This window comes from Halolamina sp. C58, assembly GCF_051195095.1.
GTDB lineage: Archaea > Halobacteriota > Halobacteria > Halobacteriales > Haloferacaceae > Halolamina.
Window position 1 is genome coordinate 790,206 of record NZ_JBNTJY010000001.1, and the last position, 25,810, is coordinate 816,015.

Consider the following 25,810-nt stretch of genomic DNA (forward strand, 5'->3'; position numbering starts at 1 on the left):
GCACCAACAACAGCTCGATCGCTGGCACCTTGCGACCGCAGGGTGCCGGGCACAAGGCCCGGCACGGTGCCGAGTCCCCACCCCTCCCCCCGCGAGCGCCGACGGCCGGCGCTCGCGAGGCGTCCACCGCCACCGCACCGCTGTGGCTGTCGGCGCGAACCGCGTGCGCCCTCGTGGCGCACGTCAGCGCGAGGGACGAGCGACCGCAGGGAGCGAGTCGGTTGGGGAGGTGTGAGGGCTGTGCGGGGTGGTTCGGTCGCAAGTAGTCTACGAGCGAGATGCTGTCGCGGTTGCGGTTCCAGTAGCCAACGACCGAGATGCTGTCGCGGTTGCTGTTCCGGTTAGGGCCCGTCAAGATGTCGCTAATCCCTGCGAAAAGAACCCAACAAACGAAAACCCGAACTACCGACTCACTCCAGCGCGCTCGCAGCGCGAACGATCGTCTCCTCGCCGTACTTCGGACCGACCAACTGCAGCCCCACCGGCAGCCCGTCGGCCTTCCCGGCAGGAACCGAGATCGCGGGCAGGTCCGCGAGGTTCACCGGCACCGTGTTCGCGTCGGCGAGGTACATCGTCCGCGGATCCTCGAGCCCCTCGCCCAGTTCGAACGGCGGCACGGGCATCGTCGGCGACGCGAGCACGTCAGCCTGCTCCAGCGACTCGTCGAAGTCCTGCTTGATCCACGCTCGTGCGTCCTGGGCCTTGGCGTAGTACTTGTCGTGGTACCCGGCCGAGAGCGCGAACGTGCCGAGCAGGATCCGCCGCTTCACTTCGGGGCCGAACCCCTCCTCGCGGGCGGTCGCGAACGCCTCGTTCCAGTTGCCCGCCTCCGCGAGGTCGTCGTACTCGCCGGCCTCCACGGCGTTCAGCCCGTAGCGCGTGCCGTCGAAACGCGCGAGGTTCGAGGAGGCTTCCGACATCGCGATCACGTAGTACGCCGCGACCGCCTTCTCGACGGACGGCATCGACACCTCGACCGTCTCGGCGCCCTGCGCTTCGAGTTCGTCGATCGCGTCGCGGAACGTCTCGACGACGCCATCGTCGGCGCCCTCGACCAGTTCGCTCGGGATTCCGATCGTCATCCCCTCCACGTCGCCGTCGGCGGCGGCCGCGTAGTTCGAGCCGTCACCTTCCTCGACGGTCGTCGCGTCGCGGTCGTCGGAGCCGGCGATCACGTCGAGCAGCGCCGCGGCCTCCTCGACGGTCGGCGCGATCGGGCCGATCTGTTCCAGCGAGTTCGCGTACGCCACCAGCCCGTACCGGCTCACGAGCCCGTAGGTGGGCTTGATCCCGACGACGCCGCAGAACGCGGCGGGTGCGCGGACCGAGCCGCCAGTGTCGCTGCCCAGCGCGAGGTCCGCTTCCCCGGCCGCCACAGCAGCGGCGGAGCCCCCGGAGGAACCGCCCGGCACGCGGTCGGTGTCGACAGGGTTCAGCGTCGCGCCGAAGTGGGAGGTCTCGGTGGTCGTCCCCATCCCGAACTCGTCCATGTTCGCCTTCCCGTTGATCGTCGCGCCGGCTTCTTTCAGGCGCTCGACCACGGTGGCGTCGTACGGCGGGACGTACCCTTCGAGCATCTTCGACCCGCAGGTGGTCTCGACGCCCTCGGTGGAGATGTTGTCCTTGACAGCGACGGTCTTGCCCGCGAGCGGGCCGTCGTCGGCGCCCTCGATGCGCTGTTCGGTGATGTAGGTGTTCAGCTCCGGCATTACGACACCCGCGGCCCCTTGAAGTAGCCGTCCTCCGTCTCGCTGGCGTTCTCGAGGGCCTCCGCCTGCGTAAGCCCCTCCTCCACCTCGTCGGCCCGCATCACGTTCACGAGCTCGGGCTCGCTCTCGACTTCGGGCACCTCGTCCAAGGTTTCGAAGTCCGCGAGCACGTCCTCGAACTGCTCGGCGAACTGCTCGACCTCCTCGTCGGTCAGGTCCACCCGCGCGAGGTCCGCCACCTTCCGGACCTCCTCGCCGGTGACCGCCGGCTCGTCTCCGTCGCTCATACCTCTCGGTCGCCGCGGACCGGGAGTAAGGGTTTCGGTGAGCCCCGAGCCCGCTCCCAGAACGTCTTTCCCGGAACCGTTCGACAGCGATGCTGTGAACCTCGCGTTCGTGACCGACACGCCGACTGACGACCGCTGGCTCCGGGCGTGGGCCGCCGGCTACGCGGCCGTCGGCGGCGCGTCGGTGCTCCTCCCGCTGTACGCGCTGAGCCTCGACGGCGGCGCGTTCCTCGTCGGGCTGATGGCCTCGACCGCCGCGTTCGCGGGCGTCCCGGGCGCGATCCTCTGGGGCCGGATCGCCGGGAAGGCCGGGCGACGGCGCCCGTTCGTGCTGTTCGCCCTCGTCGCGACGGCCGCGGTGTTGCTGGTCTCGCCGCTGCTCCGGAGCCCCGTCGCGCTGGTCGCCGCCAACGCCGCACTCTGGTTCGCCGTCACCGCCGCCTCGCCCGTCCTGAACCTCGTCGTCGTCGAGGGGGTCGAGCAGTCGCGGTGGGACGGCCGCATCGCCCGCCTGAACGCGCTGCAGGGCTGGGGCTGGCTGGCGGGGCTGGTCGTCGGCACCGTCTGGACAGCCGCCGCGCCGCGGCTGGGCTACACCGCGGTCTCCGCCCAACGCACGCTCCTGACGGGGCTGGGGCTGCTCGCCGTCGCGGCGACGCTGCTGTTCGTCCGCTTCTACCCGGACGCCACCCACGTCTCCGAGAAGCGGTTCCTGCGCCGTTACCGCTCGCTGTCCCGGGAGGGCTGGCGCGGCGACCGGTTCCTCCGCGGGATTCCCTACGGCCCGAGCCGGATGTACTGGGCGCTGCGCTCGCTGCGGTCGGGGCGGCTCTCCGAGCGCTTCGGTCGGCCGCTGCTCGGTTACTTCGCCGGGACGGCGCTGTTCTCGGCGGGTTTCGCGGTGTTCTGGGGGCCGATGCCCGCCCACCTCACCGATCTCGGGTTCGGCGACGGGGTCGTGTTCCTCTGCTTTCTCGCGAACACGCTCGGCGCGACGGTGTGTTACGACCCCGTGGGGCGGCTGATGGAGCGCTACGCGGCGATGAACCTCCAGATCGGTTCGCTGGCCGTCCGCGCGGTGCTGTTCGTGGCCACGGCGTTCCTCGTCGGTGAACTACTGGTCGGGGGCGTGCTCGCGGCGATCGGCGTGACGTGGGCGGTGGTCGCGGTCACCACGACCGGGATCGTCGCGCGACTGGCGTCGGAACGCGTCCGCGGCGAGGCGCTCGGGCTGGTCGTTGCGATCACCGGGATCGGCGGCGGCGTGGGGAACGCGGTCGGCGGCGCTGTCGCCGCGGCGACGAACCCCCTCACGACGTTCGGGCTGGCGGCAGCGACCGTCCTCGTCGGCGGCGCGGTCGCCGCTGCCGCGGTCGTTCCGGCGCGAAAATCCGCGTGAGGCTCGTTCGAGGGGTGCAGACAGCGTCAGCAGGAAGAGAAGCCGAACCGACCGTTCAGAGCCCGATCTCGCGACCGATCACGAGGTGCTGGATCTCGCTGGTCCCCTCGCCGATCTCCATCAGCTTCGCGTCGCGGTAGAACCGCTGGGGCGCGAAGTCCTCCGTGTAGCCGTAGCCGCCGAGGGTCTGGACCGACTCCTCGGCGACCTCGCGGGCGGCCTCGCTGGCGTCGAGCTTCGCGAGCGCGGACTCCCGGCTGACGGACTCGCCCTGATCGTACGCCCACGCCGCCTTGTGAGTCAGCAGGCGGGCGCGCTCGATCTTGCGGTGCATGTCCACCACCTTGTCCCGGATCGCGTCGAACTTCGAGATCGGCTGCCCGAACTGCTCGCGCTCGGTGGAGTAGTCACGCGCGGCCTCGTAGGCGCCCTGTGCGAGCCCCGTCGAGAGCGCGGCGATGGAGATCCGGCCGCCGTCGAGGGTCTTCTTCGTCTGCTCCCAGCCTTCGCCCTCCTCGCCGAGCAGGCGGTCCTCCGGGATGTGCACGTCGTCGAGCTGGATCTCGCAGGTGGGCGAGCAGTTCAGCCCCATCTTGTCCCAGACGGTCGTCACCTCGAACCCGTCGTCGTTCTCGGGGTCGACGATGAACGTCGAGATGCCGTCGTAGCCCGCGTCGGGGTCGGTGACCGCCTTCACGAGCACGCTGTTGGCGACGTTGGCGTTGGTGATGAACTGCTTCGTCCCGTTCAGGACGTACTCGTCGCCGTCCTTGACGGCCATCGTGTCCATGTCCGAGGCGTCGGAGCCGCTGCCGGGCTCGGTCAGCGCCCACGCGCCCATCCCCTCACCCTCCGCGAGGGGCGTGAGCCACTCCTGCTTCTGTTCCTCGGTGCCGAACATCTCGATCGGCTTCGAGCCCAGCGAGACGTGGGCGGCGTAGGAGAGCCCGATCCCGCCGGAGACTCGACCGAGCTCCTCGGCGACCAACGCGTACATCAGCTGGTCGCCGCCGAGGCCGCCGTACTCCATCGAGACGGGCACGCCCATCATGTCGAGCTCGCCCAGCTGCTCGAATATCTCCTCGGGGAAGCGGTGCTCGTCCTCGATCTCCTGTGCGATGGGCTCGATCTCCTCCTCGCAGAACTCCCGGACCGTGTCGCGGATCATCCGGTGTTCCTCGCTGTCGACGACGTCCAGCAGACCCTGCTCGCTCATGCACGGGCGTATGAGCGAAGCAAGCAAAAACCCCGCCGGTCCGTCGCCGCCACGCCGTCGGTACCGCGACCGGCGGGTCGCTGCTCGCAGCGACGTGTACGTTTAACCGTCGCGCGACCGTCCGACCCCGCGTGCCCTCCGATCGCTCACGCGACGACGAACCCGACAGCCGGACCGTCGACGCGACCGACCTCGATCAGGAAGCGCTCTACCGAACGGTGCGCCAAGCCGTGCAGGACGCCATCCTCGACGCCGTCGGAACGATCGCGCTGGTCACCGTCGGCGGGGCGCTGGCGTTCGCCGGCGCCAGCCTCCTCGTCCGGACGGCCACCGAGAGCGGGCTCTCGATCGGGTTTCTCGCCGCCGGAATCTGGCTGCTCGCGATCGGGCTCTACGTCGTCGGCTCCTCCCTCGGCGTCGTCCAGCCGGTCCGCGACTGGCTCTGAGAACTCTTCGGCGGGGCGGGTTCGGAACCGCCCCCCGACGGACTCGACCGCTCGGGCGGACGCGTCGCTACCGGGGCGACGGTCGGAAAATCGAAGAACGAGCCGATCAGTCGGCGGTGTGAGAGTTCCCCACCCGTCTCAGGGCATGTGGATGCTCTCCTCGGCCTCCAGCAGCTCGTGGTAGCGGTTGCGGATCGTGACTTCGCTGATGTTCGCGACCTCGCTGACCTCGGACTGGGTCACCTTCTCGTTGGTGAGCAGCGAGGCGGCGTAGACGGCGGCGGCCGCGAGGCCGACCGGCGACTTGCCCGAGTGGACCTCCTGCTCCTTCGCGGTCTGGAGCAGCTGTCGCGCGCGGCGCTCGGCCTCGTCGGAGAGGCCGAGGTCGCTCGCGAACCGGGGGACGTACTGCTCGGGGTCGGCGGGCTGGATCTCCAGCTTCAGTTCGCGGACGACGTAGCGGTACGTCCGGGCGATCTCGTCCTTCTCGACGCGCGACACGGCGGAGATCTCGTCGAGGCTGCGCGGCGTGCCGGCCTTCCGGGCGGCGGCGTAGAGGCTCGCGGTGGAGACGCCCTCGATCGAGCGTCCCGGCAGGAGATCCTCCGAGAGCGCGCGTCGATAGATGACGGAAGCGGTCTCGCGAACGTTCTCCGGCAGGCCGAGCGCCGAGGCCATGCGGTCGATCTCGCCGAGGGCCTGCTTGAGGTTGCGCTCCTTCGAGTCCCGTGTCCGGAACCGCTCGTTCCAGGTCCGGAGCCGCTGCATCTTCTGTCGCTGGCTGGCGGAAAGCTGGTTCCCGTAGGCGTCCTTGTCCTGCCAGCCGATGTTGGTCGACAGCCCCTTGTCGTGCATCATGTTCGTCGTCGGGGCGCCGACGCGGGACTTCTCGTCCTTCTCGCGGGAGTCGAACGCGCGCCACTCGGGCCCGTGGTCGATGCTGTCCTCGTCGACGACGAGACCGCAGTCCTGACAGACCGTCTCGCCGTGTTCGGTGTCTGTCGCGAGGCTGCCGCCGCACTCGGGGCACTGAAGCTCGTCGACGGACTCCTGCTCCTCCTCGGTCTCTTCTTCGCTCTGTGCGGCCTCGGCACGCTCACTGGTGTACGCTTGTACTTTGTCGCTCATTGGGTGTGGGTGGGGAGAGACAGATGCGTCTGGACTGCAGTCGTCTCACGTCCGGATACCGTACGGACCTACTTAAATCTGCCGTCTGATTTCTCGCTCGGATCGGTGGAGAAGAATCGGGAAGAACCGCTGAAACAGCCGAATTGTTGCGAATTCTGGAAATCGGGCAGAACGCCGGACGTGGCCGCGGACGGCTACTTGAGGGTTTCGTCCCGAACGACCCTGGGGTTTATTGAGCGTTTCGCCCGGCGGGAACCGCCGATCGGTGCAGCAGTCGCGCTCCGAGACGGCTCAGTCCGCCCGGTTCACGTAGAAACTGGCGCGAAACAGGCTCTGCCCGTCCCAGAGGATTCGGCCGGTCGCCGACTCGTCGACCGAGAAACCGAGCCGCCGGAGCAGCGTCTCGAACGCGTCGGACGGCTCGCCGGTCTGCCGGTACGTCTCGCGTTCGATCGCGCGGTCCAGCAGCGCCCGGGCGTCCTCCGAGAGCTCGATCGTGCCGAGATCGGCGTCGACCGTCGAACCCAGCACGACCTCGCGGAACGCCTCACGGTCGTCGGCGACCACGGTCGCGAACGTGGTGTGTTCGGTCAGCGTGACCTGCTCGCGCTCGACGTGGATCCGGTAGGAGAGCTCGCCCTCCGCACTCATCCTGACGACTCGGCCGTCCAGTTCGTCGACGAGTCGGCTCTCGCGCTCTGCCGGGCGAGCCATCACGTAGGCGTCACCGCGGAGCAGCGACGCCGCCGAGGAGGCGCCGTCGCTCACCGCGTCCGTGTGGAGGATCTTCACCGTTCGTGCGCTGGGCCGCTCGAGGCTGTCGAGGAGGACCGCGTCGCCGGGCGTTTCGTCGACCGACTCGGCTCGGACCAGCGGGCGCTCACGCACCGCGCGGCCGCTGACGAACCGGTCGGTCCGGTAGTACTGGCCGTCGTGTTCGACGTACGCCCCCTCGCTGATCGGCGTGTAGCCGCGAGTCACGTGCCGGCCCGTCGGCACGGTCGCGTCGAGAGCTGCCCGCGCCGGGTCGCCGAACAGCTCGCCCTCCGGCGGGTCGTACAGCGCCCACGGGACGGGCTCGGTCGCGATCCGATCCACCTGTAGCGTGTACTCTCGGGACGTTTCGTCAGCGAGCACGTCGCTCGAACAGCCGGCCAGCGCGGCCGCGACGGCAGTGCCGGCGAACTGGAGGGACCGTCTGCGTGAGACCATACCCACTGTGGCTGGCCGACGAACTTGGAACTACTGACGCGAGGCCGTGAAGAAAACGGGCGGCGGTCAGGCCTGTGCGGTCAGCGCGGTCGTGATGCGGCTCTCCACGTCGTCGATCCGCGCCAGCACGCGCGTCCCGTCGGCGAGCACGGGGTAGGTGGCGTCGAGGTCGCGGTAGAGGTATCGGTACACCGACTCGCTGTCCTGTCGCTGCCAGCCGAACGTCACGCCCTCCTGAATCTGCTCCTGCCGGCGGGCGAGCGTCGTCTCCAGCGACTCGCGGGTCTCGTCGAGTCGCTCGAAGCGCGCCTGCAGATCCCCGAACGAGCGCCGCCGGAGGCGGTCCCCGTCCAGTTCCGCACACTGGGCCGCGGCGTCGTCGAGCGCGTCGCCCGCTCGATCGAGGCGCTGGCGCTCGCTGTCGAGCGTGTCGAGGTAGCGGTCCCGGCGGGCGTAGCCTTCCTCGGCGCTCGCGATCACCGCGCGCTTGACCTGCGGGGAGAGCGCGTCGTTCGCCACGACCGCGCCGGCGACGCCGTCGCCGAACTCGTTCGCGAGGTTGACCGGCAACGACTCCCCGTAGTCACGCTCGTAGTGCTCCACGTCCATCACCGTCTCGCGGTACGCCTCCCGCACCTGCGCCATCCCGCCGGACTGGCCCTTGGCGGCGCCGACGACGCCGACCCCGCCGCCCTCCACGGTCGAGGTCGGCCCGGTCGGCGAGAGCTCCTCCACCCGCGACGCGAACGACGACAGCGCGTCCTGCTCGGCGGTGATCGCCTCGTACTCCGTCCGGATCGCCTCCTTCGCCGCCCGCACGTTCGCTCGCGGGGCGAACAACAAGCCGGTCGAGAGCCCCGCCCACAGCACCAGCGCGATCAGCGACCCCGCGACCGCCTCGGCGCAGCCGAACGCGCCGCTACAGGCCGCTACTTCTTGCTTGATGTCCGGGGAGAATCCGTACGAAGCGGGCATTTGAGTGTGTGAACAACTGACTCGAAGCTACTTCAATGGTCCGGCGATTCTCACGATCGGCAAACGGCGGCGGGATTCGCTCCACGAACCGACAGACCGAAGGTCGCACCGTCGACAGTCCAGCGTATGGTCAAGATGGTCGTCCTGCTGGTCCGGAAGGCGTCGCTCGACTACGAGGAGTTCCTGACCCACTGGGAGGAAGAGCACGTCCCGCTGGTCGAGGAGCTTCCGGGCGTCGAGCGCTACGTCAGGTCTCACCCGACGGAGCCCGAGAAGAGCGCCTACGACGGCGTCGCGGAGGTGTACTTCGAGGACATGGAGCAACTCGGCGCCGCGTTCGACTCCGAGGCCGGCGAGACGCTGCTGGCCGACGCCGAGGAGTTCTCCGATCAGGACGCCGGCGAGGTGCTGTACATGGAGGAGGAGACGCGGTTCGTCGCGGAGTGAGAAACCGATCACGGCGCGCGACCGGCGAGCGGCGTCGGCCGCTCGCTCGGAGCCCATGTCGTGGTCGTGGAGACCACTGCCCAGTCACAATCGACTCGACAGACGTGTCCCCTACTCCACCGACGGGTCCGAGTCGCCCTCCTCGGGGCTGGGGGACTCGGCGTTCTTCGACTCCCCGTCGCTCTGACCGTCGGACTCGTCGGCAGCGGGCGCGCCGTCATCAGTCTCGTCGACTGCGGGCGCGCCGTCATCGGACTCGTCGGCCGCCTCGTCGGCGAGCGTAACGCCGTCGCCGAGCAGCGCCCCGAGGCTGCCGGCCTCCTCGTCGCCCGCAGGGGGCTCGGACCGCGCGAGCGCCGGCGGCTCGTACACCACGACCAGCTCGTCGGCGACCGCGTAGAACAGTCCCGTGTCCGGGTTCTCGATCACGCCGGTGTCGGCGTCGATGGCGAAGTCGACCACGTCGCCCAGCGACTCCGCGTCGGCGCGGGCTCGGTCGTCGAACGCCGTCGAGAGGCGGGCCCGCACGACCCACTCGTCGAACTCCGCACGCTCCTCGCGGAACGCGAGCAGGTCGCGCTCGGCCTCGGAGAGGGTGAACGCGTTCTCGCGCCACCCGACGACGAGTCCCCCGACGCCGGCCACGCCGAGGACGAACAGGAGCGGCCCGCCGATCGACCAGAACGGGCCGTACTCACGGGGGGTCCGGACCGTCCGCGTCGTGGTCACCGGTTCGCTCCCCGCCTCCGCGGGGCCGACCGAGTACGTCTCGCCGCTGACGGCGATCGGGAGCCGATGCGTGAACGAGCGGTTGGCCGGCTGCCCGTTCAGGCTCCCCGCGACCGTCGCGTCGACCCTGACGAACGTGGAGATCTCCCCCTCGGTGTCGCCGAGGCTCTCCTGAATCGCCGCGCGTCTGTCGGCGACCGCCGTCGCGTTCACCGAGAAGCCCAGATCGACCGACTCGCCCGGCGCAACCGACTCGACACTCGTCGCTTCGAGCGAGGTCCGGTCCGACCAGAACACCGTCTCCTCCGAACTCGACTGGATCACGAGGGTGGCGTCGAGGTCGACCGTCGCCGGCTCGGCGTCCGCTCCGGCGTACGTCAGGGTGTACTGGCCGTCGAGCACCGGCGCCGGCCCGGCGTAGTACGTCGAGCGGTCCGAGAGCGTCGATCCGACCGGGAACACGGGGTTCTCGCGGGTCACGTCGGCGCTGTGCTGGAACGCGCCGTCGGCCCGCCAGTGGGTCCGCTCGACCTGCTCGGTCTCGGTCCCCGGGGCGACGTGGGCGGTGTACGCCGCGGCGCCCCCTACGACCGCGACCGCGACCAGTACGGTGGTCAACACGGCGAACCACGACCCCACGATCGAGCGAGCCCGGAGCCTGCTCGTCCCCTCGGTCATGGCCATTCCTGTGGGATGCGGTTACATAGAACTATTGGTCATTCGAAACGAACCCGCCGCGTGAGCTACCGGAGCAGCCGGCGCCAGCCGGACCGGCTGTGGCGGGAGCTCCGGTCCCTGACTCGAACTCGCCGACCGCCGAGGAGGGCGAGTCCCAACAGCGCGACGAACCCGGCGAGCCCGGCGTCGATGACGACGATCGGGAGCCACGGGTGAGCGTCGTACAGCGCGTCGATCACCGGCCCGGGGAGCACTGCGAGGTACCGATGTTCGGTCACGAACCGGCGGTAGTACCCCGTCCGGTCGGGCGCCGACAGCGTCATCTCGACGGTGGCCTCCCCCCTGCCGGCGACGCGGACGCGGTCGGGCGAGACGGCGATCCCCTCGCTGCCCGGTTCGAGATACGCCACGACCGGAACGAACCCGGCGTTCGGAACGGTGTAGGGGATCGTCGACGACTCGCCCTGCGGGATCACCGTGGGGTTCTCCGAGGCGAACTCCGCGCTCACGACGCCGAACTGCTGGGTGCCGGCCGGCACGACCATCGCCGCCGTCGCCGACGCCACGAGCACCCCGGCCAGCACGGCGACGATCAGCTCCGGGGAGATTCCCTGATCGCGGCCGCGGTCCCGGCTCCGATCCCGGCTCTTCCCGCCCCCCACGAGCAGGTCGTAGAGGTACAGCAGCGCCGACAGCCCCAGCAGGACGTACGCGAGCCCCTGTGTGCCGAGCAGGGCCCGCGAGCCGGTGAGCACCGCGAGCCGCTGCTGCACCGCGCCGAACGAGCTCTGGAGCCCGGTGACCAGCGTTCCGAGGTTCGGGATCACGATCACGCTCCCGCCGATCTGGAGCGCCCGGGCCACGATCTGCCCCTCCTTCACCGGCGGCTCGCCGCCGTCCTGATCGGTGAAGGGGTTGGCATCCCCCTGCGTGATGTAGCCTCTGTCCGTCTCCCCGACGACGCGGTGAGTCGTCAGCCCGCCGCCCTGGAGCTCCTCGGCGCGGAACACGATCACGTCGCCCTCCTCCACGTCGCCCGCGACGGCGTCGGGGACGGCGACGAACCCGTCCCCCGGCTCGAGCGTCGGCTCCATGCTCCCCGTCTCGACGTAGCCGAGCAGCACGGGCGTGCCGAGCACCTGCCCGAGCAGCAGCGACGCGACGATCAGCGCCACGGCCAGCTCGGCGCCGATCGTCAGGAACCGTCGAGGGGACACGACTACGCGGGGAGTGGAGTTAGTCTGACAAAAATCCTCGGTCGGCGCCGAGGACGCCGAGCGCGAGCGCAGTGTACGGGACGATAAACCCCAGACAGAACCCCAACAGGTGGACGTACACGTTCACGATCCCGCTGTCGGCCGCGAGGCTGTCGAAGCCGACGAACTGGTAGCCGAACAGCGTGACGACGCCGAGGATCCCGGCGTCGAGCCAGCCCGCCCGGTCGAGGCGGGGACGGCGCCCGGATCGCGGTCGCTCGGGCCACGACCGACGTGCCGAGACCACGTAGCCGGCGGCGACGAACACGCTCGCGGCACCGATTCCCGTGACGGTTCCCGCCCGGGGGACGATCAGCGCGATCAGCGCCACGACCGCGAAGAACAGTCCCGGCGCGTATCGGACGCTGATCCGGTCGTCCAGCCGACTCCAGTACGCGACGAGCACGAGCGCGAGCAGTCCGACGAACGCCATGTTCAGCCCCGAGAGCCCGTAGCCGACGGCGTTGCGGGGGAGCGCGAGGTTCAGCCACGACAGCGCCGGGGGGAACGCCAGCAGGTACGTCGCCGCGGTGACGCCGAACAGCCGCCGGTAGCCCGACAGCGCCGCGAGCACGTAGCCGAACCCCGCGACAAGCGCGTAGCCGAGCACGTTCGCGGCGAGGTGGGCGGCGTCGAAGTGGACGAACTGTGCGGTGTAGGCGGTTACCAGCGACGGGTCGCGGTACGTGAACGCGAGCGATCGCCGGCGCGCGGCCGGGAGGGTGAAGACGGCGACGGCGACCGCCGGCACGAGCGCGAGCGCGAGGCAGTCCCGGAGCCGGACGGCGTCCCGCAGCGCCGCGAGAAACGAGTCGTCGTCCGGCTGCGTCATGTGTCAATGGTCGCGATTGAACGGCAAAAGGCTGTCTCCCGGCAGGTCAGGGCTGTGGCGTCCGCCGGACCAGCACCAGCGTCACGGCGACGATCGCAAGGAGGCCCACCAAGCCGGCGAGCGCGCGGAGGCCGAACCCGCTGGCCTCCCCGATGGGTGACTGCGTGGACTGTGCCGTCGACGCCGGCGAGCCCGCCTCCGCGTCGTCCGATGCCGGCGTTGCGCTCGGTTCGGCCACCACGCGGAACGTTCCCACCTCGCTTCCGTCGACGGCGACGGCGAACTCGCCAGTCTGGTTCCGGACGACTTGGACCGACACCGTCTCGCTCTCGCCGGGCGGCACCGCGACCGTCCGCTCGGCGGCCACCGTTCCGTCGACGGTCACTCGGACGGTTCGCTCGCCCGCGAGCGTGCCGTCGTTCGCGACGGTGGCGTTCACGGTGACGGCCTCGCCGGGCGCGACGGTGTCCGTGTCGAGGCTCGCGTCGGTCACCGCCAGCCGCGGTCGATCGACGGCGACCACGAACGTCGAGAAGCCGGGCGCCTCGGCCTCGAACGTCAGCCGACCGTCGCGCTCGCCCGTCGACGTGACGGGAACGCTGGAGAGCTCACCGTCCGAATACCGGTACACCGCGAGGTTCGCGGGATCGACGCCTTGAGCCTCGAAGTACGCCGGCGGCGCGCTGAACCGCATCGTCGCGTTCGAGACGGTTCCGGTACGGACGGTCATGCGAACCGCCCCCAACGGCCCGGCGCCGTCGTCGACCACCGCCGACCGGGGCTCGCTGGCGCCCGTGGCCTCGGCGCTCACCGAGAACGTCCGGTTCGGGCTCGTCACCGAGAGCCCGTCGAACGTGAGGATCTCGCCGTCGATACTGTCCAGCGGTAGCCTCCTCGCGTCGAACTCCACGGGCTGTCCCGGCTCCGTGCCGAGGGCGGTGAACCGCCGCGAGTCCTCGGTCGGCACACTCGACAGGGTCGAGACGCCGAGGCTCTGATCGGCTTCCTCCGCTTGCTCCTCGGGTTCGGCGACCCGGGCGTGGATCGTGACGTCGTCGACGAAACCGTCGACGGTACTCCCGGTCGTATCGACGGTGAGGGAGACGGCGGCCGACTCGTTTGGCGCGAGCGTCACGTTGTTCTCCGGCGACTGGATCGGCTGCCCGTCGACGGTGAAGGTCACCGCGTCGGAGCCGTGGGTCAGCCAGACGTCGGCGTACCGGGAGCCGTTGTACCGCACCCGGAACACGTCCCCAATCGTCGTTCGCCCGTCGGCGTTGACGCCCTCGCCGTCGATCGCCGGGTTCGACGCCGACAGGTCGACGACGAGCTCGTCGTCGCCGTCGAGGTAGGCGTAGTCGCTGCTCGGGGCGAGTACCACGTCGCTCCCGATCTGGTCCGTCGGACCGGCGAACAGCGGCGCTGCTGCGGACGGGAACGCGAGCGTTCCCGCGACGACGAACGCGACGACGAGCGTGAGTGTTCGACGGTTCACTGTCTCCCCCGCGTTTGGAGCGAGTGCAACGTGTCGTATAGGTACCAACTACCGTAGTATTGTGATGTCTGAGCCGTCTCAGGATCTGCCTACGCACCCGCCGTCGGTCGATCGGCCGGTATCGAGACTCGCTCTCGGGAACGCCGACACGTCAGTCCGGGAACAGCGTCGGGACGAGGGAGAAGATACGCCCCGAAGAAAGTGACAGCGAACGAATATTCGTCTGACGATTGCTGTAGCGCCGGATCCGTACAATAAACTCCGCCTGAAGCGTCCGAGAACCACCGTTCGACGACATTATATCAGAATATAGTTCCGGAACTATACTGAGAAATCTGTACTCTAAACGCTTCTATCGCCGTTTATATTCATTCTACCTAAGGACAGTATACTGACCAGTCTGTTAAACTATACATGGGATTTATATGCCATTGTACTAACACTCTCCTTGTGTCATCCACAACTCCGCGCCAGCAGCAAGGGGAGGCTGCCGGCGACGTGACCACGGGCTCGGTCGAGGAGGGACAGCCGCCGAGCCTCTCCGACGACGAGCTGTTCGAGGTGCTCTCGAATCGTCGCCGTCGGTACGCGGTGCACGCGCTGGAGGCGACGGATGGCGCCGCGGAGATCGGCGACGTCGCCGAGCAGGTGGCCGCCTGGGAGTACGACGTCGACGTCGAGGAGGTGTCCTACGAGGAGCGCAAGCGGGTGTACACGGCGCTCCAGCAGTCCCACCTGCCGATGATGGACGACGCGGGTATCGTCGAGTTCAACAAGAACCGGGGGGTAGTTGAGCCGACCGACTCCCTCAACGACATCGAGGTGTACATGGAGGTCGTCCAAGGCAACGAGATCCCCTGGAGCGTCTACTACCTCGGGCTCTCGGGGGTCGCCGCCTCGCTCACGGCGGCGGTGTGGCTTGGGGCGTGGCCGTTCGCCCTCCTGCCCGACGTGGCGTGGGCCACCGCCATCACCGCGATGTTCACCGTCTCCGCGGTCGCTCACACGTACTACGCGCGTGGTCAGCGTATCGGCGAGGTGGACAAGCCGCCCGAACTCAGGAAAGAATGAACACCCACCGCGCGGTCAGCGTCCTGCTCGCGGCCGTCGCCGCGACGATGCTCGTCACCGGCAGCTTCGGGTTCACGAGCGTCAGCGCTGACCGCGGGGTCGCCGTCAACGTCGTGGAGTCCGAGGAGGCGTACGTGGGTGTCGTCGCCTGCGAGAAGAGCAACGGGGGAGACAACGGCACCGAGCCAGCGCGAGTGATGGTCACCAACCAATTCAGTGAGGAGTTCACCATCGAAGACGTCTCGTGGGACGATCTGAAGGATGAGCGCACTCTCCAACCCGGCGATTCGACGACGTTCAACAACGCGTTCGCCGACACGTCCGACGGCACGGTCGCCATCGAAGTGAGCGGCGGACTCGACGCGACCGTGACCGCGCAGGTGAAGGAGAAATCCGACTGCCCGGAGAAGCTGCAGAAGAACGATCGGAAGCGCGATAAACAGAAGAAGCAGGACGAGAAGGACGACAAGGAGAAGAAGCAGGACGAGAAGGACGACAAGGAGAAGAAGCAGGACGAGAAGAACGACGAGAAGAAGGACGAGGACTGACTGCCTTCGACGACCCAAACCGCGTTCAGACGACTCCCTCCTCCTGCAATCGCTCGATCTCCGCCTCGCTGTACCCCAACTCCGCCAGCACGTCTTCGGTGTGCTCACCCAGCAGCGGCGGGTGTCGCCGTGCGGTCGCCGCGTACTCCGAGAACTGCATCGGCGAGCCCGGCAGTTCGATCTCGCCCGCCGTCGGGTGACTGACGCGCTGGCGCATCCCCCGCGCTTCGGCCTGCGGGTCGTCGAACGCCTCCAGCACGTCCCGAATCCGGCCGACCGGCACGTCGTTGGTCCGGAGCAGGTCCACCACCTCGTCGACGGTGGCGTCGGCGAACGCGTCGGTGAGGATCGACTCCAGTGCCTCGCGGTTGTCGACGCGCTTCTCGTTGGTCTCGAACCGTGGATCGTCGACGAGGTCCGGCCGATCGAGCGCCTCACAGAGCCGGTACCAGATGGCCTGACTCGCGCAGGCGACGACGACGTAGCCGTCCGCGGCCTCGAACGCCTGGTACGGCGCGATGTTTGGGTGTCGCGAGCCCATTCGCTCCGGCGCCTCGCCGGAGGCGAACGCGTCCGTCGCCATGTAGGAGAGCCAGCCCAGCAGCGCGTCGAACAGCGCCACGTCGATGCGGTCGCCCCCCTCGTCTGCAAACTCGCGCCGGAACAGCGCCGCGAGGATCGACTGCGTCGCGTACATCCCCGCGGCGAGGTCGGCGACGGCGACGCCGACGCGGACGGGCGGGCGACCCTCCTCGCCGGTGATGCTCATCATTCCGCCCTCGGCCTGCATCATCAGGTCGTACGCGGGGCGGTCGGCCTTCGGGCCGGTCTGTCCGTAGCCCGTGATCGAGCAGTACACCAGTCCCGGGTTCACCTCGCTGAGCGTCTCGTAGTCCAGCCCCCACTCCGCGGCCTTCCCGACCCGAAAGTTCTCGAGCAGCACGTCCGCCTCGCTCGCGAGTTCGCGGAACGCCTCGCGGCCGTCCTCGGTGGTGAGGTTCAGCGTGATCGAGCGCTTGTTCCGATTGATGCTGGCGTAGTAGGAGGCCACGTCGTCGCCGAAGGCGGGCGGGGTCCAGTGACGGGTCTGATCGCCGCCGTCGGGGCGTTCGACCTTGATCACGTCGGCGCCCAGATCGCCGAGCTGCATCCCGCAGAACGGGCCGGCGAGCACGCGCGAGGCGTCGAGGACGGTGACGCCGTCGAGCGGGCCGGTCGGGTCGTCGGTCATGGCCCGATCCCGACGGGCCAGCGTCTTAGTGGTTCCCACCCGGCTCCGTCCCCTCGCCGTCGGCGAGTCGCTCCGGGAGCCCGGTCAGATCGCCGTCGACGTGGAGGTAGCGGCCCCCGTACCGGTCGATGCCGCCGTCCGCGTCACGGTCGTCGCCGACGTGGGTCAACGCCTCGACGGGCACGTCCAGCTCGTCGGCGACGGTGGCGAACGCGCGACGGTCCGGCTTTCGCCAGCCGATATCGACGCTCGACACCACGGTATCGAACCGGTCGAGCAGTTCCGCGCGAGTGAGGACTCGGCGGACCAGCCCCGGCATCGAGCAGTTCGAGAGCACGCCCACGGGGGCGTCGACGGCGTCGAGCGCGGCTTCGGCGCCGGGGACCGGCTCGACCTCGCGGTCGAACGCGTCGAGGACGGCGGGCTCGACGACGGACTCGTCGGCCTCGATCCCGCGACTCGACAGCGCCACGCTGACGTGTGCGGGTAGCGACATCTCGGCGCCGGCTGGCGAGTCGAGGTGCGGTTCGGTGTACGCCTCGTGCCAGTCTCCGGGGACCGCGACGCCGCGGGCACGGAGCTGTTCGGCGACCGCCTCGGCGGGGTCCGAGGGGCGCGGGACGGCGACGAGCGTGCCGAAGCAGTCGAACGAGACGGCGCGCATCACTCCGCCATCGAACCGCGAACGCGCTAAGCGTTTCGACGCCCTCACGAACCACGACAACATTTACCACGGTAGAACTCACACGGTAACTCGATGGTCGGCCCACAGTTCGCCTGTCAGGAGTGTGCCCGGACGGTGAGTAACCTCTCCTACCGTGCGGTCTGCCCGGACTGCGGCGGCGAACTCGACCGAGAGCGTCGCGCGATGTGAACGAGGAGTCGACCGACCCCACCCGGATCCGCTCGCTGGCGGTCCACCGCGACGACGTGCTCACGGCGTTCGAGGCGCGACAGCGCGGCCGCGATCCGGCCGTTCTCCGTCTCGTCGCCCCGTTCTCCGGCCGGATGCGGGCACGCCTCCACGTCGCCCGCGAGGACGCCGGCCCCGAAGAGATTCACGTCGAGCCGGCGGCGTTCGTCGCCGACCCCCCGGCGTTCCCGAGCGTCGACGAGACCGAGGATCGACTCCGGGCGGCTGACGAGTACGATCTCGATCGCCACCGCGAGGCCCACCAGCGAGCCGTGGATCGGTGGCGCGACCGCGTCGAAAGTCGGCTCCGGGAGCGCATCACGCTTCCCGAAACGGACCACGAGGTCACCGTGCGCTATCTGGGATGATCGACCCCGAAAAATCGAACCGCCGCGCGACGGTTACAGCCGCTGCAGGTTCGTCGCGCGCGGTCCCTTGTCTGCCTGTTCGATGTCGAACTCCACCTCTTGACCCTCCTCGAGGTCGGGGCCGCCGACGTCCTCCATGTGGAAGAACACGTCGTCGTCCGCGTCCTCGGTCTCGATGAAGCCGTAGCCGCCCGTGTCGTTGAAGAACGCAACCGTGCCTGTCGCCATCGGTATCTCCAGCGGAGAGATTACGACCGCTCGGATAAATATGTGTGGGTCAGTACCACGGTCCTCGGAGCCGGTCCGAGACGGGACGCCTACGCGAGGTCTTTCGCGTCGATCTCGCAGGCCGGTGAGCAGTACGGTCCCGCCGTCGCGTTCGCGTCGGGGTACGCGCGGAACGTCGTCGAACACGCCACACAGTCGTACGTGTCGAACTCCGACATACGGTCGCCGGTAGTTCGCGGCGGCGCAAAAATCGTGTGGCGGCGGACGGCCCGACAGCAGCTTTTTGCGAACACGACCCAACCGACGCGTATGGCCAGAGAGACCATCAGCGACGACACCCACGGCGTCGTCTACGAGTTCAGCCCGGAGATGGAGCCGGTCCGGACCGTCGAGCCCGGGACCGAACTCACGTTCGAGACGCGGGACAGTCTGAACGGCGTGATCCAGAACGACGACGACCTCCTCGAACAGATCCCCGAGGAGGTCAACGCCGCCACCGGGCCGGTCGCCGTCGAGGGCGCCGAGCACGGCGACGTGCTCCGGGTCGAGATCGAGGACATGCGGCTCGCGGAGGACCGCGGGCGAGTGGTCACCACGCCGGGGTTCGGCCTCATGCAGGACGACCCCGACGTGGAGGCGCCGTTCACCCGTGTCACACCGGTCGAAACGGGGTCGAACTACGCGGACGGCCGGCCGCGGGTGCGGTTCCAGGGTCGCGAGATCGCGGCCGACCCCTGTATCGGCACGATCGGCGTCGCGACCGCCGGGGAGACCCACTCGACGCTCGTCCCTCACGACCACGGCGGGAACCTCGACACGAACGACGTGACCGAGGGGTCGACGCTGTACCTCCCGGTGTTCCAGTCCGGCGGGCTGCTCGCGATGGGCGACTCGAAGGCGGTGATGGCCGACGGCGAGATGTGCGGCACCGGCGCGGAGATCGCAACCGACGTGGACGTGACCCTCGACGTGATCTCCGACCCCGAGTTCGACCTCCAGCGGCCGCTGATCGACACCGGCGACCACTGGAAGACGGTCGCGAGCGCGGAGACGATGGAGGAGGCGTCCCGGCTGGCACACAAGGACGCGATGGCGCTGCTCTCGGCGGCACACGGCTACAGCACCACGGAGGCCCACACGTTCGGCAGCCTCGTCGGCGGGCTGGAGATCTCGCAGGTCGTCGACCCGCTGGTGACGGTGCGGAACGCGATCCCCAGCGAGCACGTCTCCTCGCCGTTCTGAGCGCTACTCGCCGAGGAGTTCCAGCAGGAGCGCCTGTTGGGTCGGCTTGCGGTTGCCGGCCTGCTGCCAGACGACCGACTGCTCGCTCTCCAGCACGCCGTCGGTCACCTCACGGCCGCGGTCGGCGGGCAGGCAGTGCATCAGCTTCGCGTCGCCGAGCAGCGCCTCGTCGACCTGGAACCCCTCGAACGCGGGCAGCTTCTCCTCGCTGTCGCCCATGCTGACCCAGACGTCGGTGTACACCACGTCCGCGCCGGCGACAGCGGCCTCCGGGCTGTCGAACCGTGTCGGCTCGCCGCCGGCTTCGGCCGCCGCCGCGAGCGCCTCGTCGTCGACGCCGTAGCCTTCGGGCGTCGCCACGCGCAGGTCCACGCCCGCGAGCGCACAGCCGACCACGAGCGAGCGCGCGACGTTGTTCCCGTCGCCGACCCACGCGAGGGTGAGGTCCTCGAGCTCCCTACCCGACTCCGCCGCGAGCTGTTGCAGCGTCAGCAGGTCCGCCAGCGTCTGACAGGGGTGGGCGTCGTCGGTCAGCGCGTTCACGACCGGCACGTCGGCGTACGCCGCCAGCTCTTCGAGGTCGTCGTGGCTGTTCAGCCGCGCCACGAGCGCGTCGACGTACTGCGAGAGTGCACGGGCGGTGTCCTTCAGCGGCTCGCCGTGGCCGAGGTGGATGTCGTCCTGCCCGAGGAACGTCGGGTGGCCCCCGAGTTCGCTCACGCCGGCCTCGAACGACGTTCGAGTGCGCGTCGAGGGTTTCTCGAACACCATGGCCACGCTCCGGTCGTCCAGCCGCGCGGACTCCTCGCCGGCCTCGATAACGGCCGCGCGGTCGAGGAGCCGCCGGAGCGCCGCCGGCGAGAGCTGGTCGATCGTGAGCAGGTCCGTCGGGAATGTGGTCGCGGTGTCGTTGTCGTACATGGTTCTGAGTCGGTCAGTCGGTGAGCTGTTCGCAGGCGGTCTCCAACACGGAAACGGCGCGGTCGAACTCCGCGAGCGGGAGGCGCTCGTCGGGCGCGTGGTCCAACGCCGCGTCGCCGGGGCCGTAGGTCACCACCGGTACGTCCCACGCGCCGGCGTAGAGGTTCGCGTCGGCGGTGCCGGTCTTCTGTAGGTGGGTCGGCTCGCCGCCGGCGCCGCGGATCCCCTTCCGGAGCGCCGTTGCGGGCGTGCTGCGCGGGGACGCGACGTGGGGCGGGATCGACGCCCCCCACTCGATCTCGCCGGCGTCGAGGCAGCCCTCGACGAGCCCGCGCACGGCGTCGGGCGTCGCACTCGGCGGCACGCGGAAGCGCGTCGCCATCGACGCCGTAACCGCCGAGCCGTCGTCAGCCAGTCCGCCGTCGATCGCCGCCGCGGTGGCGGTGATCGTGTCGAAGCCGCCGGGCTCGGCGTCGCCGTTCTCGTCGGCGACGGCCGCGCGGACGCGCTCCCACCACGCGGTCGCGTGGTCGATCGCGTTCGCGTCCGGGCGGGCGCCGTGGCCCGCGGGCGTCGACACCGAGTACTCGCCGCCGACGATCCCGCGGTAGCCCAGCGTGATCGCATCCCAGCCCGAGGGCTCGCCGTTGATCACGGTCTCGGGCGCGTCGCGGTCTTCGATCAGGTGGCGCGCGCCGCGGGAGTCGGTCTCCTCGCCGACGACGCCGACGAAGGAGGCGCCGGTCTCGACGGCCGCGACGGCCATCGCGGCCAGCGGGCCCGTCGCGTCGACGCTACCGCGCCCCCAGAGGACGGGCCCCTCGACGCCCAGTTCGTCGTCGCCGTCCTCGACGCGGACGGGAATCTCGCCCGGGACGGTGTCGACGTGTGAGGTCAGCAGCACCGAGTCGTCGCCCGGCGCGCGAACGTTGCCGGCGTCGTCGGTCCACGCCTCGCGGCCGTGTTCGGCGAAAAAGCCCGCGAGGCGAGCCGCCGCTTCGCTCTCGTCGCCCGAGGGCGAAGGGGTCGACACGAGCGCCGCGAGCAGTTCGCGGCCCGGCGTGTCGAGCGCGCCGGCGGGGTCGGGGACGCCGTCCGCGAGATCGGTCATCGTCAGCCGAGCACCTCGATCAGGCTGTCGACGACGCTGTCGGCGTGGCCCTCGTCGATCGTCAGCGGCGGGAGCAGGCGCACGACGGAGCGGCCGGCCGGGAGCGCGAGCACCTGCTGTTCGATCGCGAGATCGCGCAGCACGCGCATCGAGCCACGCTTCACTTCGATCCCGATCATGAGCCCCGAGCCGCGCACCTCGCGCACCGGGAGATCGTGCTCGTCGACGGCCGCGCGCAGTTCTTCGCGGAGGTACTCGCCGACCGCCGCGGCGTTCGCGGGCACGTCGTCGGCCTGCAACCCCGTCAGCGTCGCGCTCGCGGCGGCGGCGACGACGGGGTTGCCCGCGAACGTCGACCCGTGGTTGCCGGCGTCCGCCGCGATCCAGTCCGCACACAGCGTCACGCCCAGCGGGAGGCCGGAGGCGACGCCCTTCGCGGTCGTGAGCACGTCCGGGACGATCCCCGCCGACTGGCAGGCCCACATCGTCCCGGTGCGGCCGACGCCGGTCTGGATCTCGTCGAGCACGAGCGCTGCACCCGTCTCCTCGGTCACGTCGCGGGCGGTCTGGAGGTACGCGTCGCCGGCGGGGTGGACGCCGCCCTCGCCCTGGATCGGTTCGAGGAAGACGGCCGCAGTCTCGTCGTCGACGGCCGCAGCGAGCGCGTCCTCGTCGCCGTAGGGGACGAACTCCACGCCGCCCGGGAGCGGCCCGAACGGGTCGCGGTAGTCGTCCTTCCACGTCAGCGAGAGCGCGCCGAGGGTGCGGCCGTGGAACGCGCGTTGAGCGGCGACGATCTTCTCGCGGCCCGTCGCCGAGCGTGCGAACTTCAGCGCCGCCTCGTTTGCCTCGGTGCCGGAGTTGCAGAGCCACACCTTCGAGAGCTCGCCCGGCGCGACCTCGGCGAGCTGCTCCTGCAGCGCCGTGCGCGCGGCCACGGGGTAGGAGCCCTGCACGTACAGCAGCTGCTCGGCCTGCTCGGTGATCGCGTCGACGACCGCCGGCGGCGAGTGCCCCAGCGGCGTGCAGGCGTAGGAGGCGCCGACGTCGAGGTACTCGGTGCCGTCCTCGCTCGTGAGCGTGACGCCCGAACCCGACTCGATCGCGATGGGTTTCTCGGAGAAGACGAACCCCTCGCCGGTCACGCGGACCCACCTCCGTTCGCTGTGGTCGCTGCGTCGTCGTCCGCGACCGCTTCCTTGGAGATCCACGTGCCGTGGCCCTCGAGCGCCGCGAGCAGCGGCTTGCGGAGCGTCGCGTCGGAGACGACGACGCTCTCGGCGCCGCCGGTGAGTGCCTCTTTGGCGGCGTGGACTTTGCGGCTCATGAACCCCTCTGCGGCGTCCTCGACGGCCGCGAACGCCGCGGGCGTCGACGCCTCGTCGATGAGGGTGGCGGGGTCGTCGGGGTCCTCGTACACTCCCTCCACGTCGGTCAGCAACACCAGTTCGGCGCCGAGTTCGGCCGCGAGCAGCGCGGCCACGCGGTCGGCGTCGGCGTTGGCGGCGGTGCCGTCGTCGGCCAGCATCGGCGGCGACACCGTCGGGACGTAGCCGTCCGCGAGCAGCGACTGGAGCAGGTCGGCGTTGACCGACTCGGGCGTTCCCGCGTGGTCGCCGCGGCGGATCTTCTTCTTGCCGTCCTCGACGATCCGGACCGCGGACTTGCGCGGCCCCGTCACGAGGCCGCCGTCGACGCCCGAGAGCCCGACCGCGTTTACGCCCGCCGCGCGGAGTTCAGTGACGAGCTCGGTGTTGAGCTTGCCGGGCAGCACCATCTCGAACACTTCGAGCGTCTCGTCGTCGGTGAAGCGCCCGGAGACGCCCGAGGGCGTGGTGACGTACTCCGGCTCCTTCCCCATCGCTTCGAGCGTGTCGTCGACGGCCGTCGAGCCGCCGTGGACGACGACCGCTTCGCGCCCGGCGGCGACGATGTGGGCCACGTCCTCGATCACGCCCGCCGGATCGACCGCGCGGGCGCCGCCGATCTTCACGACCAGCGGGGGCTGATCCGGCCCGACCGCGGCGTTGGACTCGCTCATGGCGATCCCACCGGGTGGAGTCCCTGTTGGTCGAGTCCCGCCGTCTCGTCGAGCCCGAACGCGAGGTTGGCCGCGTGGACCGCCTGCCCCGCGGCGCCTTTCATCACGTTGTCGATGGCCGCGAATGCGACGACGCGCTCGCCGTCGGCCGCGAAGCCGACCTCCGCGAGGTTCGTGCCCGCGACGGATTTCGGCTCGGGGTAGCGATACACGCCGCTGCCGCCGGCGACCAGTCGGACGAACGGCTCGTCGTCGTAGGCGTCGCGGTAGGCTCCCCAGAGGTCGGGCGTCTCGATCGTGCCGTCGCCGCCCGTGGGGAACGTGTGACAGGTCGCGGCCGCGCCGCGAACCATGTCCACCGCGTGGACGGTGAAGGACAGGGAGAGCCCCAACTGCTCCTCGATCTCGGCCTCGTGGCGGTGGCCCGTGGGCGCGTACGGGCGGACGACGCCCGAACGCTCCGGGTGCGAGGAGGCCGCGCCGCCGCCGGCGCCGCCCTCCGAGGAGCCGACCTTGAGGTCCGCGACGATCTGATCGTCGGCCGTCAGCAGGCCGGCGTCGACCAGCGGCTTGAGCGCGAGCATCGTCGCCGTGGCGTTGCAGCCGCCGGAGGCAACGATGTCCGCGTCTTCGAGTCCGTCGCGACCGAGTTCGGGGAGCGCGTACGTCGCGGCGTCGAGGTACTGGGGTGCAGTGTGGCCGTCGTACCACTCGTCGTACGCCGCCTCGCTACCGAGGCGGAAGTCCGCCGAGAGGTCGACCAGCGTGTCGGCGGCGTCGAGATACTGCTCGACGTGGTCCATCGAGACGCCGTGGGGCGTCGCCGTGAACAGCGCGTCGACGCTCTCGAGCTCCGCCGGGTCCGAGAAGCGCAGGTCGAGCTCGCGGAGGTTCGGGTGGACCGATCCGACCGTGCGGTTCTCGTACTCGCGGGAGGTGGCCTGCACGACCTCGAACTCGGGGTGGGCCGAGAGCAGGCGGAGCAGCTCTCCGCCCGCGAAGCCCGAGCCGCCGACGACGCCCGCGGCGAGCGTCACGACTCCACCTCCGGGGCTGTCGGGTCCGGAGCCGCGAACGCCGCTTCCAGCCAGTCGACGATCTCTCCGGCGACGTCGACGTCGACGGCGGCGTTCAGCGCCTTGAACTCCACCGTGTGGTTGACCTCGTGGACGGTGTACTCGCCGCTGCCCTTCCCCCCGATCTCCATCAGATCGACGCCGAGCAGCCCGCCGCCGACGGCCGCGCTGGCCTCGCGGGCGAGCTGCTCGACCTCGTCGTCGATCTCGAACGTCGCGGTCTCGGCGCCCGTCGCGGCGTTGGTGAGCCAGTGGTCCGAACTGCGACTCATCGCCGCGATGGGCTCGCCGTCGACGGTCAGCACGCGCAGGTCGCGCCCGGGCTTCTCGACGAACTGCTGGACGTAGAACACGCTGTGCTCGTAGTGGCCCAGCGTCTCCTTGTGTTCGAGCACGGCCTCGGCGGCCGAGCGCGACTCGACCTTGGCCATCAGTCTGCCCCACGACCCGACGACCGGCTTCAGCACGCAGGGGTAGCCGAACGACTCGATCGCCTCCAGCGCCGACTCCTTCGTGAACGCGACGGTGGTCTCCGGCGTCGGGATCCCCGCCGCAGAGAGCGCGAGCGTCGTCTCGACCTTGTCCGAGCAGAGCTTCGCCGTCTCGGGGCTGTTGACGACCGGCACGTCGTAGTGGGCCATGAACCGGCTCGCGTACTTCGAGCGCGAGGTCGCCAGACAGCGGTCGAGCACCACGTCACACGCGCCGAGCGGTTCGGGCGGCGCGTCGAGGCCGAACGTCGTCTTCCGCACGTCGACCTTGTGGACCTCGTGGCCGCGGTCGCGCAGCTCCGAAAGCAGGAGCTTCTCGTCCGGGCGGATGCGGGAGTAGAGCAGACCGACGTCCATCACTCCCCCCAGTCTTCAGCGAGGTCGGGCGCCTCGTCCAGTTCGACGGGCTCGACGCCCACGACTTCGAGTTCGGTGCCACAGCTCCCGCAGTCGACGATCTCGCCGATCTCGACGTCCGCGGGCAGTGTGACGCTGTCGCCGCAAGTCACGCAGGTAGCTTCTGACATCGTACTCCGAGGGAGGCGACGGGAGTACTTTAATCCGTCTATTTATTTTCCGTAAAATAAACGCTTAGACGCCTCTATCCGCCGAATTATCCCAGAACGGTGCCGCGCGGAACGGGCCGCGGCGGCGCGGAGTGAGTGGTGGCCCGGACGGGCCGTGGCCGCGGTCGCCGTCGGAGCGACCGCGGAAGCCGTCGCCGACCTCGCCGTGGTGGCGTTGGCCGCGGCTGTCGCCG

General features: G+C 69.8%; 28 protein-coding genes. 7 read left to right on the forward strand and 21 right to left on the reverse strand.

The genetic code is table 11. The features are described 5' to 3' along the window. Positions 1-410 precede the first annotated feature (410 nt). Entirely contained in the window at positions 411-1,709 is a 1,299-nt protein-coding gene (gene gatA, locus ACQUSM_RS04155; RefSeq protein WP_435116028.1) for an Asp-tRNA(Asn)/Glu-tRNA(Gln) amidotransferase subunit GatA, read from the reverse strand. Beyond that, on the reverse strand, positions 1,709-1,996 hold the full coding sequence (gatC, locus tag ACQUSM_RS04160) for an Asp-tRNA(Asn)/Glu-tRNA(Gln) amidotransferase subunit GatC (RefSeq protein WP_435116030.1): 288 nt from the start codon (positions 1,994-1,996) through the stop codon (positions 1,709-1,711). The genes gatA and gatC overlap by 1 nt, the downstream gene beginning before the upstream one ends. A gap of 94 nt (positions 1,997-2,090) precedes the next feature. Here gatC and ACQUSM_RS04165 point away from each other — a divergent pair, with 94 nt between their 5' ends. Further along, positions 2,091-3,395 carry an MFS transporter gene (locus ACQUSM_RS04165; protein ID WP_435116032.1) on the forward strand — a complete coding sequence of 435 codons (1,305 nt, stop codon included), beginning with the start codon at positions 2,091-2,093 and terminating at the stop codon, positions 3,393-3,395. A gap of 55 nt (positions 3,396-3,450) precedes the next feature. On the opposite strand, the gene ACQUSM_RS04170 is transcribed toward ACQUSM_RS04165, so the two are convergent. Beyond that, the gene (locus ACQUSM_RS04170; RefSeq protein ID WP_435116034.1) at positions 3,451-4,611 is read right to left on the reverse strand and encodes an acyl-CoA dehydrogenase family protein; all 1,161 of its coding nucleotides are present in this window, start codon (positions 4,609-4,611) and stop codon (positions 3,451-3,453) included. Between the two features lie 131 nt (positions 4,612-4,742). On the opposite strand from ACQUSM_RS04170, the gene ACQUSM_RS04175 reads away from it, so the two are divergent. Beyond that, complete coding sequence (locus ACQUSM_RS04175) at positions 4,743-5,057, forward strand: hypothetical protein (RefSeq protein WP_435116036.1); 315 nt, start codon at positions 4,743-4,745, stop codon at positions 5,055-5,057. A gap of 138 nt (positions 5,058-5,195) precedes the next feature. On the opposite strand, the gene ACQUSM_RS04180 is transcribed toward ACQUSM_RS04175, so the two are convergent. The 3 genes from ACQUSM_RS04180 to ACQUSM_RS04190 all read right to left on the reverse strand — a co-directional run bounded on the left by ACQUSM_RS04180 (position 5,196) and on the right by ACQUSM_RS04190 (position 8,372). Next, on the reverse strand, positions 5,196-6,185 hold the full coding sequence (locus ACQUSM_RS04180) for a transcription initiation factor IIB (RefSeq protein ID WP_435116038.1): 990 nt from the start codon (positions 6,183-6,185) through the stop codon (positions 5,196-5,198). A gap of 291 nt (positions 6,186-6,476) precedes the next feature. Then, a complete protein-coding gene (locus ACQUSM_RS04185; protein WP_435116040.1) occupies positions 6,477-7,397 on the reverse strand; it encodes a hypothetical protein in 921 nt (306 codons plus the stop codon). A gap of 66 nt (positions 7,398-7,463) precedes the next feature. Further along, complete coding sequence (locus ACQUSM_RS04190) at positions 7,464-8,372, reverse strand: DUF7260 family protein (protein ID WP_435116042.1); 909 nt, start codon at positions 8,370-8,372, stop codon at positions 7,464-7,466. A gap of 126 nt (positions 8,373-8,498) precedes the next feature. Here ACQUSM_RS04190 and ACQUSM_RS04195 point away from each other — a divergent pair, with 126 nt between their 5' ends. Next, a complete protein-coding gene (locus ACQUSM_RS04195; protein WP_435116044.1) occupies positions 8,499-8,819 on the forward strand; it encodes an EthD family reductase in 321 nt (106 codons plus the stop codon). A gap of 111 nt (positions 8,820-8,930) precedes the next feature. On the opposite strand, the gene ACQUSM_RS04200 is transcribed toward ACQUSM_RS04195, so the two are convergent. From ACQUSM_RS04200 to ACQUSM_RS04215, 4 genes are all read right to left on the reverse strand, one after another. Continuing rightward, a complete protein-coding gene (locus ACQUSM_RS04200; RefSeq protein ID WP_435116046.1) occupies positions 8,931-10,226 on the reverse strand; it encodes a DUF5305 family protein in 1,296 nt (431 codons plus the stop codon). 65 nt (positions 10,227-10,291) lie between these two features. Beyond that, on the reverse strand, positions 10,292-11,443 hold the full coding sequence (locus ACQUSM_RS04205; protein WP_435116048.1) for a signal peptidase I: 1,152 nt from the start codon (positions 11,441-11,443) through the stop codon (positions 10,292-10,294). A 19-nt stretch (positions 11,444-11,462) separates the two neighbouring features. After that, positions 11,463-12,314, reverse strand: a complete 852-nt coding sequence (locus tag ACQUSM_RS04210) for a hypothetical protein (RefSeq protein ID WP_435116050.1) — start codon at positions 12,312-12,314, stop codon at positions 11,463-11,465. 46 nt (positions 12,315-12,360) lie between these two features. Beyond that, positions 12,361-13,809 (reverse strand): PGF-pre-PGF domain-containing protein, encoded by a 1,449-nt coding sequence (locus ACQUSM_RS04215; RefSeq protein WP_435116052.1) that lies wholly within the window; start codon positions 13,807-13,809, stop codon positions 12,361-12,363. Between the two features lie 498 nt (positions 13,810-14,307). Between ACQUSM_RS04215 and ACQUSM_RS04220 the strand changes: the two genes are divergently transcribed. Together ACQUSM_RS04220 and ACQUSM_RS04225 are read left to right on the forward strand one after the other, a co-directional pair. Continuing rightward, a complete protein-coding gene (locus ACQUSM_RS04220; RefSeq protein WP_435118283.1) occupies positions 14,308-14,880 on the forward strand; it encodes a DUF7344 domain-containing protein in 573 nt (190 codons plus the stop codon). After that, the gene (locus ACQUSM_RS04225; protein ID WP_435116054.1) at positions 14,877-15,428 is read left to right on the forward strand and encodes a hypothetical protein; all 552 of its coding nucleotides are present in this window, start codon (positions 14,877-14,879) and stop codon (positions 15,426-15,428) included. Before ACQUSM_RS04220 ends, ACQUSM_RS04225 begins: the two co-directional genes overlap by 4 nt. A gap of 25 nt (positions 15,429-15,453) precedes the next feature. Here the strand turns inward: ACQUSM_RS04225 and ACQUSM_RS04230 are convergent, their stop codons facing one another. Continuing rightward, entirely contained in the window at positions 15,454-16,659 is a 1,206-nt protein-coding gene (locus tag ACQUSM_RS04230) for a CaiB/BaiF CoA transferase family protein (RefSeq protein ID WP_435116056.1), read from the reverse strand. Between the two features lie 25 nt (positions 16,660-16,684). Next, positions 16,685-17,323, reverse strand: a complete 639-nt coding sequence (locus ACQUSM_RS04235; RefSeq protein WP_435116058.1) for an HAD family hydrolase — start codon at positions 17,321-17,323, stop codon at positions 16,685-16,687. Between the two features lie 206 nt (positions 17,324-17,529). Here ACQUSM_RS04235 and ACQUSM_RS04240 point away from each other — a divergent pair, with 206 nt between their 5' ends. Then, positions 17,530-17,940 carry a hypothetical protein gene (locus ACQUSM_RS04240; protein WP_435116060.1) on the forward strand — a complete coding sequence of 137 codons (411 nt, stop codon included), beginning with the start codon at positions 17,530-17,532 and terminating at the stop codon, positions 17,938-17,940. Between the two features lie 33 nt (positions 17,941-17,973). Here ACQUSM_RS04240 and ACQUSM_RS04245 read toward each other — a convergent pair whose 3' ends face one another. After that, on the reverse strand, positions 17,974-18,168 hold the full coding sequence (locus ACQUSM_RS04245) for a cold-shock protein (RefSeq protein ID WP_379732062.1): 195 nt from the start codon (positions 18,166-18,168) through the stop codon (positions 17,974-17,976). An 89-nt stretch (positions 18,169-18,257) separates the two neighbouring features. Beyond that, the gene (locus ACQUSM_RS04250; protein ID WP_435116063.1) at positions 18,258-18,386 is read right to left on the reverse strand and encodes a hypothetical protein; all 129 of its coding nucleotides are present in this window, start codon (positions 18,384-18,386) and stop codon (positions 18,258-18,260) included. A gap of 91 nt (positions 18,387-18,477) precedes the next feature. Between ACQUSM_RS04250 and ACQUSM_RS04255 the strand changes: the two genes are divergently transcribed. Beyond that, a complete protein-coding gene (locus ACQUSM_RS04255) occupies positions 18,478-19,410 on the forward strand; it encodes an acetamidase/formamidase family protein (protein WP_435116065.1) in 933 nt (310 codons plus the stop codon). 3 nt (positions 19,411-19,413) lie between these two features. On the opposite strand, the gene argF is transcribed toward ACQUSM_RS04255, so the two are convergent. The 7 genes from argF to lysW are packed head-to-tail and all read right to left on the reverse strand — an operon-like array spanning position 19,414 to position 25,577. Then, positions 19,414-20,331: an ornithine carbamoyltransferase gene (gene argF, locus ACQUSM_RS04260; protein WP_435116067.1), complete on the reverse strand. Its 918-nt coding sequence runs from the start codon at positions 20,329-20,331 to the stop codon at positions 19,414-19,416. 13 nt (positions 20,332-20,344) lie between these two features. Further along, a complete protein-coding gene (locus ACQUSM_RS04265) occupies positions 20,345-21,442 on the reverse strand; it encodes a [LysW]-lysine hydrolase (RefSeq protein ID WP_435116069.1) in 1,098 nt (365 codons plus the stop codon). Positions 21,443-21,444: 2 nt separating this feature from the next. Next, on the reverse strand, positions 21,445-22,587 hold the full coding sequence (locus ACQUSM_RS04270) for an aspartate aminotransferase family protein (RefSeq protein ID WP_435116071.1): 1,143 nt from the start codon (positions 22,585-22,587) through the stop codon (positions 21,445-21,447). After that, positions 22,584-23,483 (reverse strand): acetylglutamate/acetylaminoadipate kinase, encoded by a 900-nt coding sequence (locus ACQUSM_RS04275; RefSeq protein ID WP_435116073.1) that lies wholly within the window; start codon positions 23,481-23,483, stop codon positions 22,584-22,586. The genes ACQUSM_RS04270 and ACQUSM_RS04275 overlap by 4 nt, the downstream gene beginning before the upstream one ends. Continuing rightward, positions 23,480-24,520, reverse strand: a complete 1,041-nt coding sequence (gene argC / locus ACQUSM_RS04280; RefSeq protein WP_435116075.1) for an N-acetyl-gamma-glutamyl-phosphate reductase — start codon at positions 24,518-24,520, stop codon at positions 23,480-23,482. Before argC ends, ACQUSM_RS04275 begins: the two co-directional genes overlap by 4 nt. Then, on the reverse strand, positions 24,517-25,407 hold the full coding sequence (gene lysX / locus ACQUSM_RS04285) for a lysine biosynthesis protein LysX (RefSeq protein ID WP_435116077.1): 891 nt from the start codon (positions 25,405-25,407) through the stop codon (positions 24,517-24,519). Before lysX ends, argC begins: the two co-directional genes overlap by 4 nt. Next, positions 25,407-25,577, reverse strand: a complete 171-nt coding sequence (lysW, locus tag ACQUSM_RS04290; protein ID WP_435116079.1) for a lysine biosynthesis protein LysW — start codon at positions 25,575-25,577, stop codon at positions 25,407-25,409. Before lysW ends, lysX begins: the two co-directional genes overlap by 1 nt. Between the last annotated feature and the right edge of the window lie 233 nt (positions 25,578-25,810).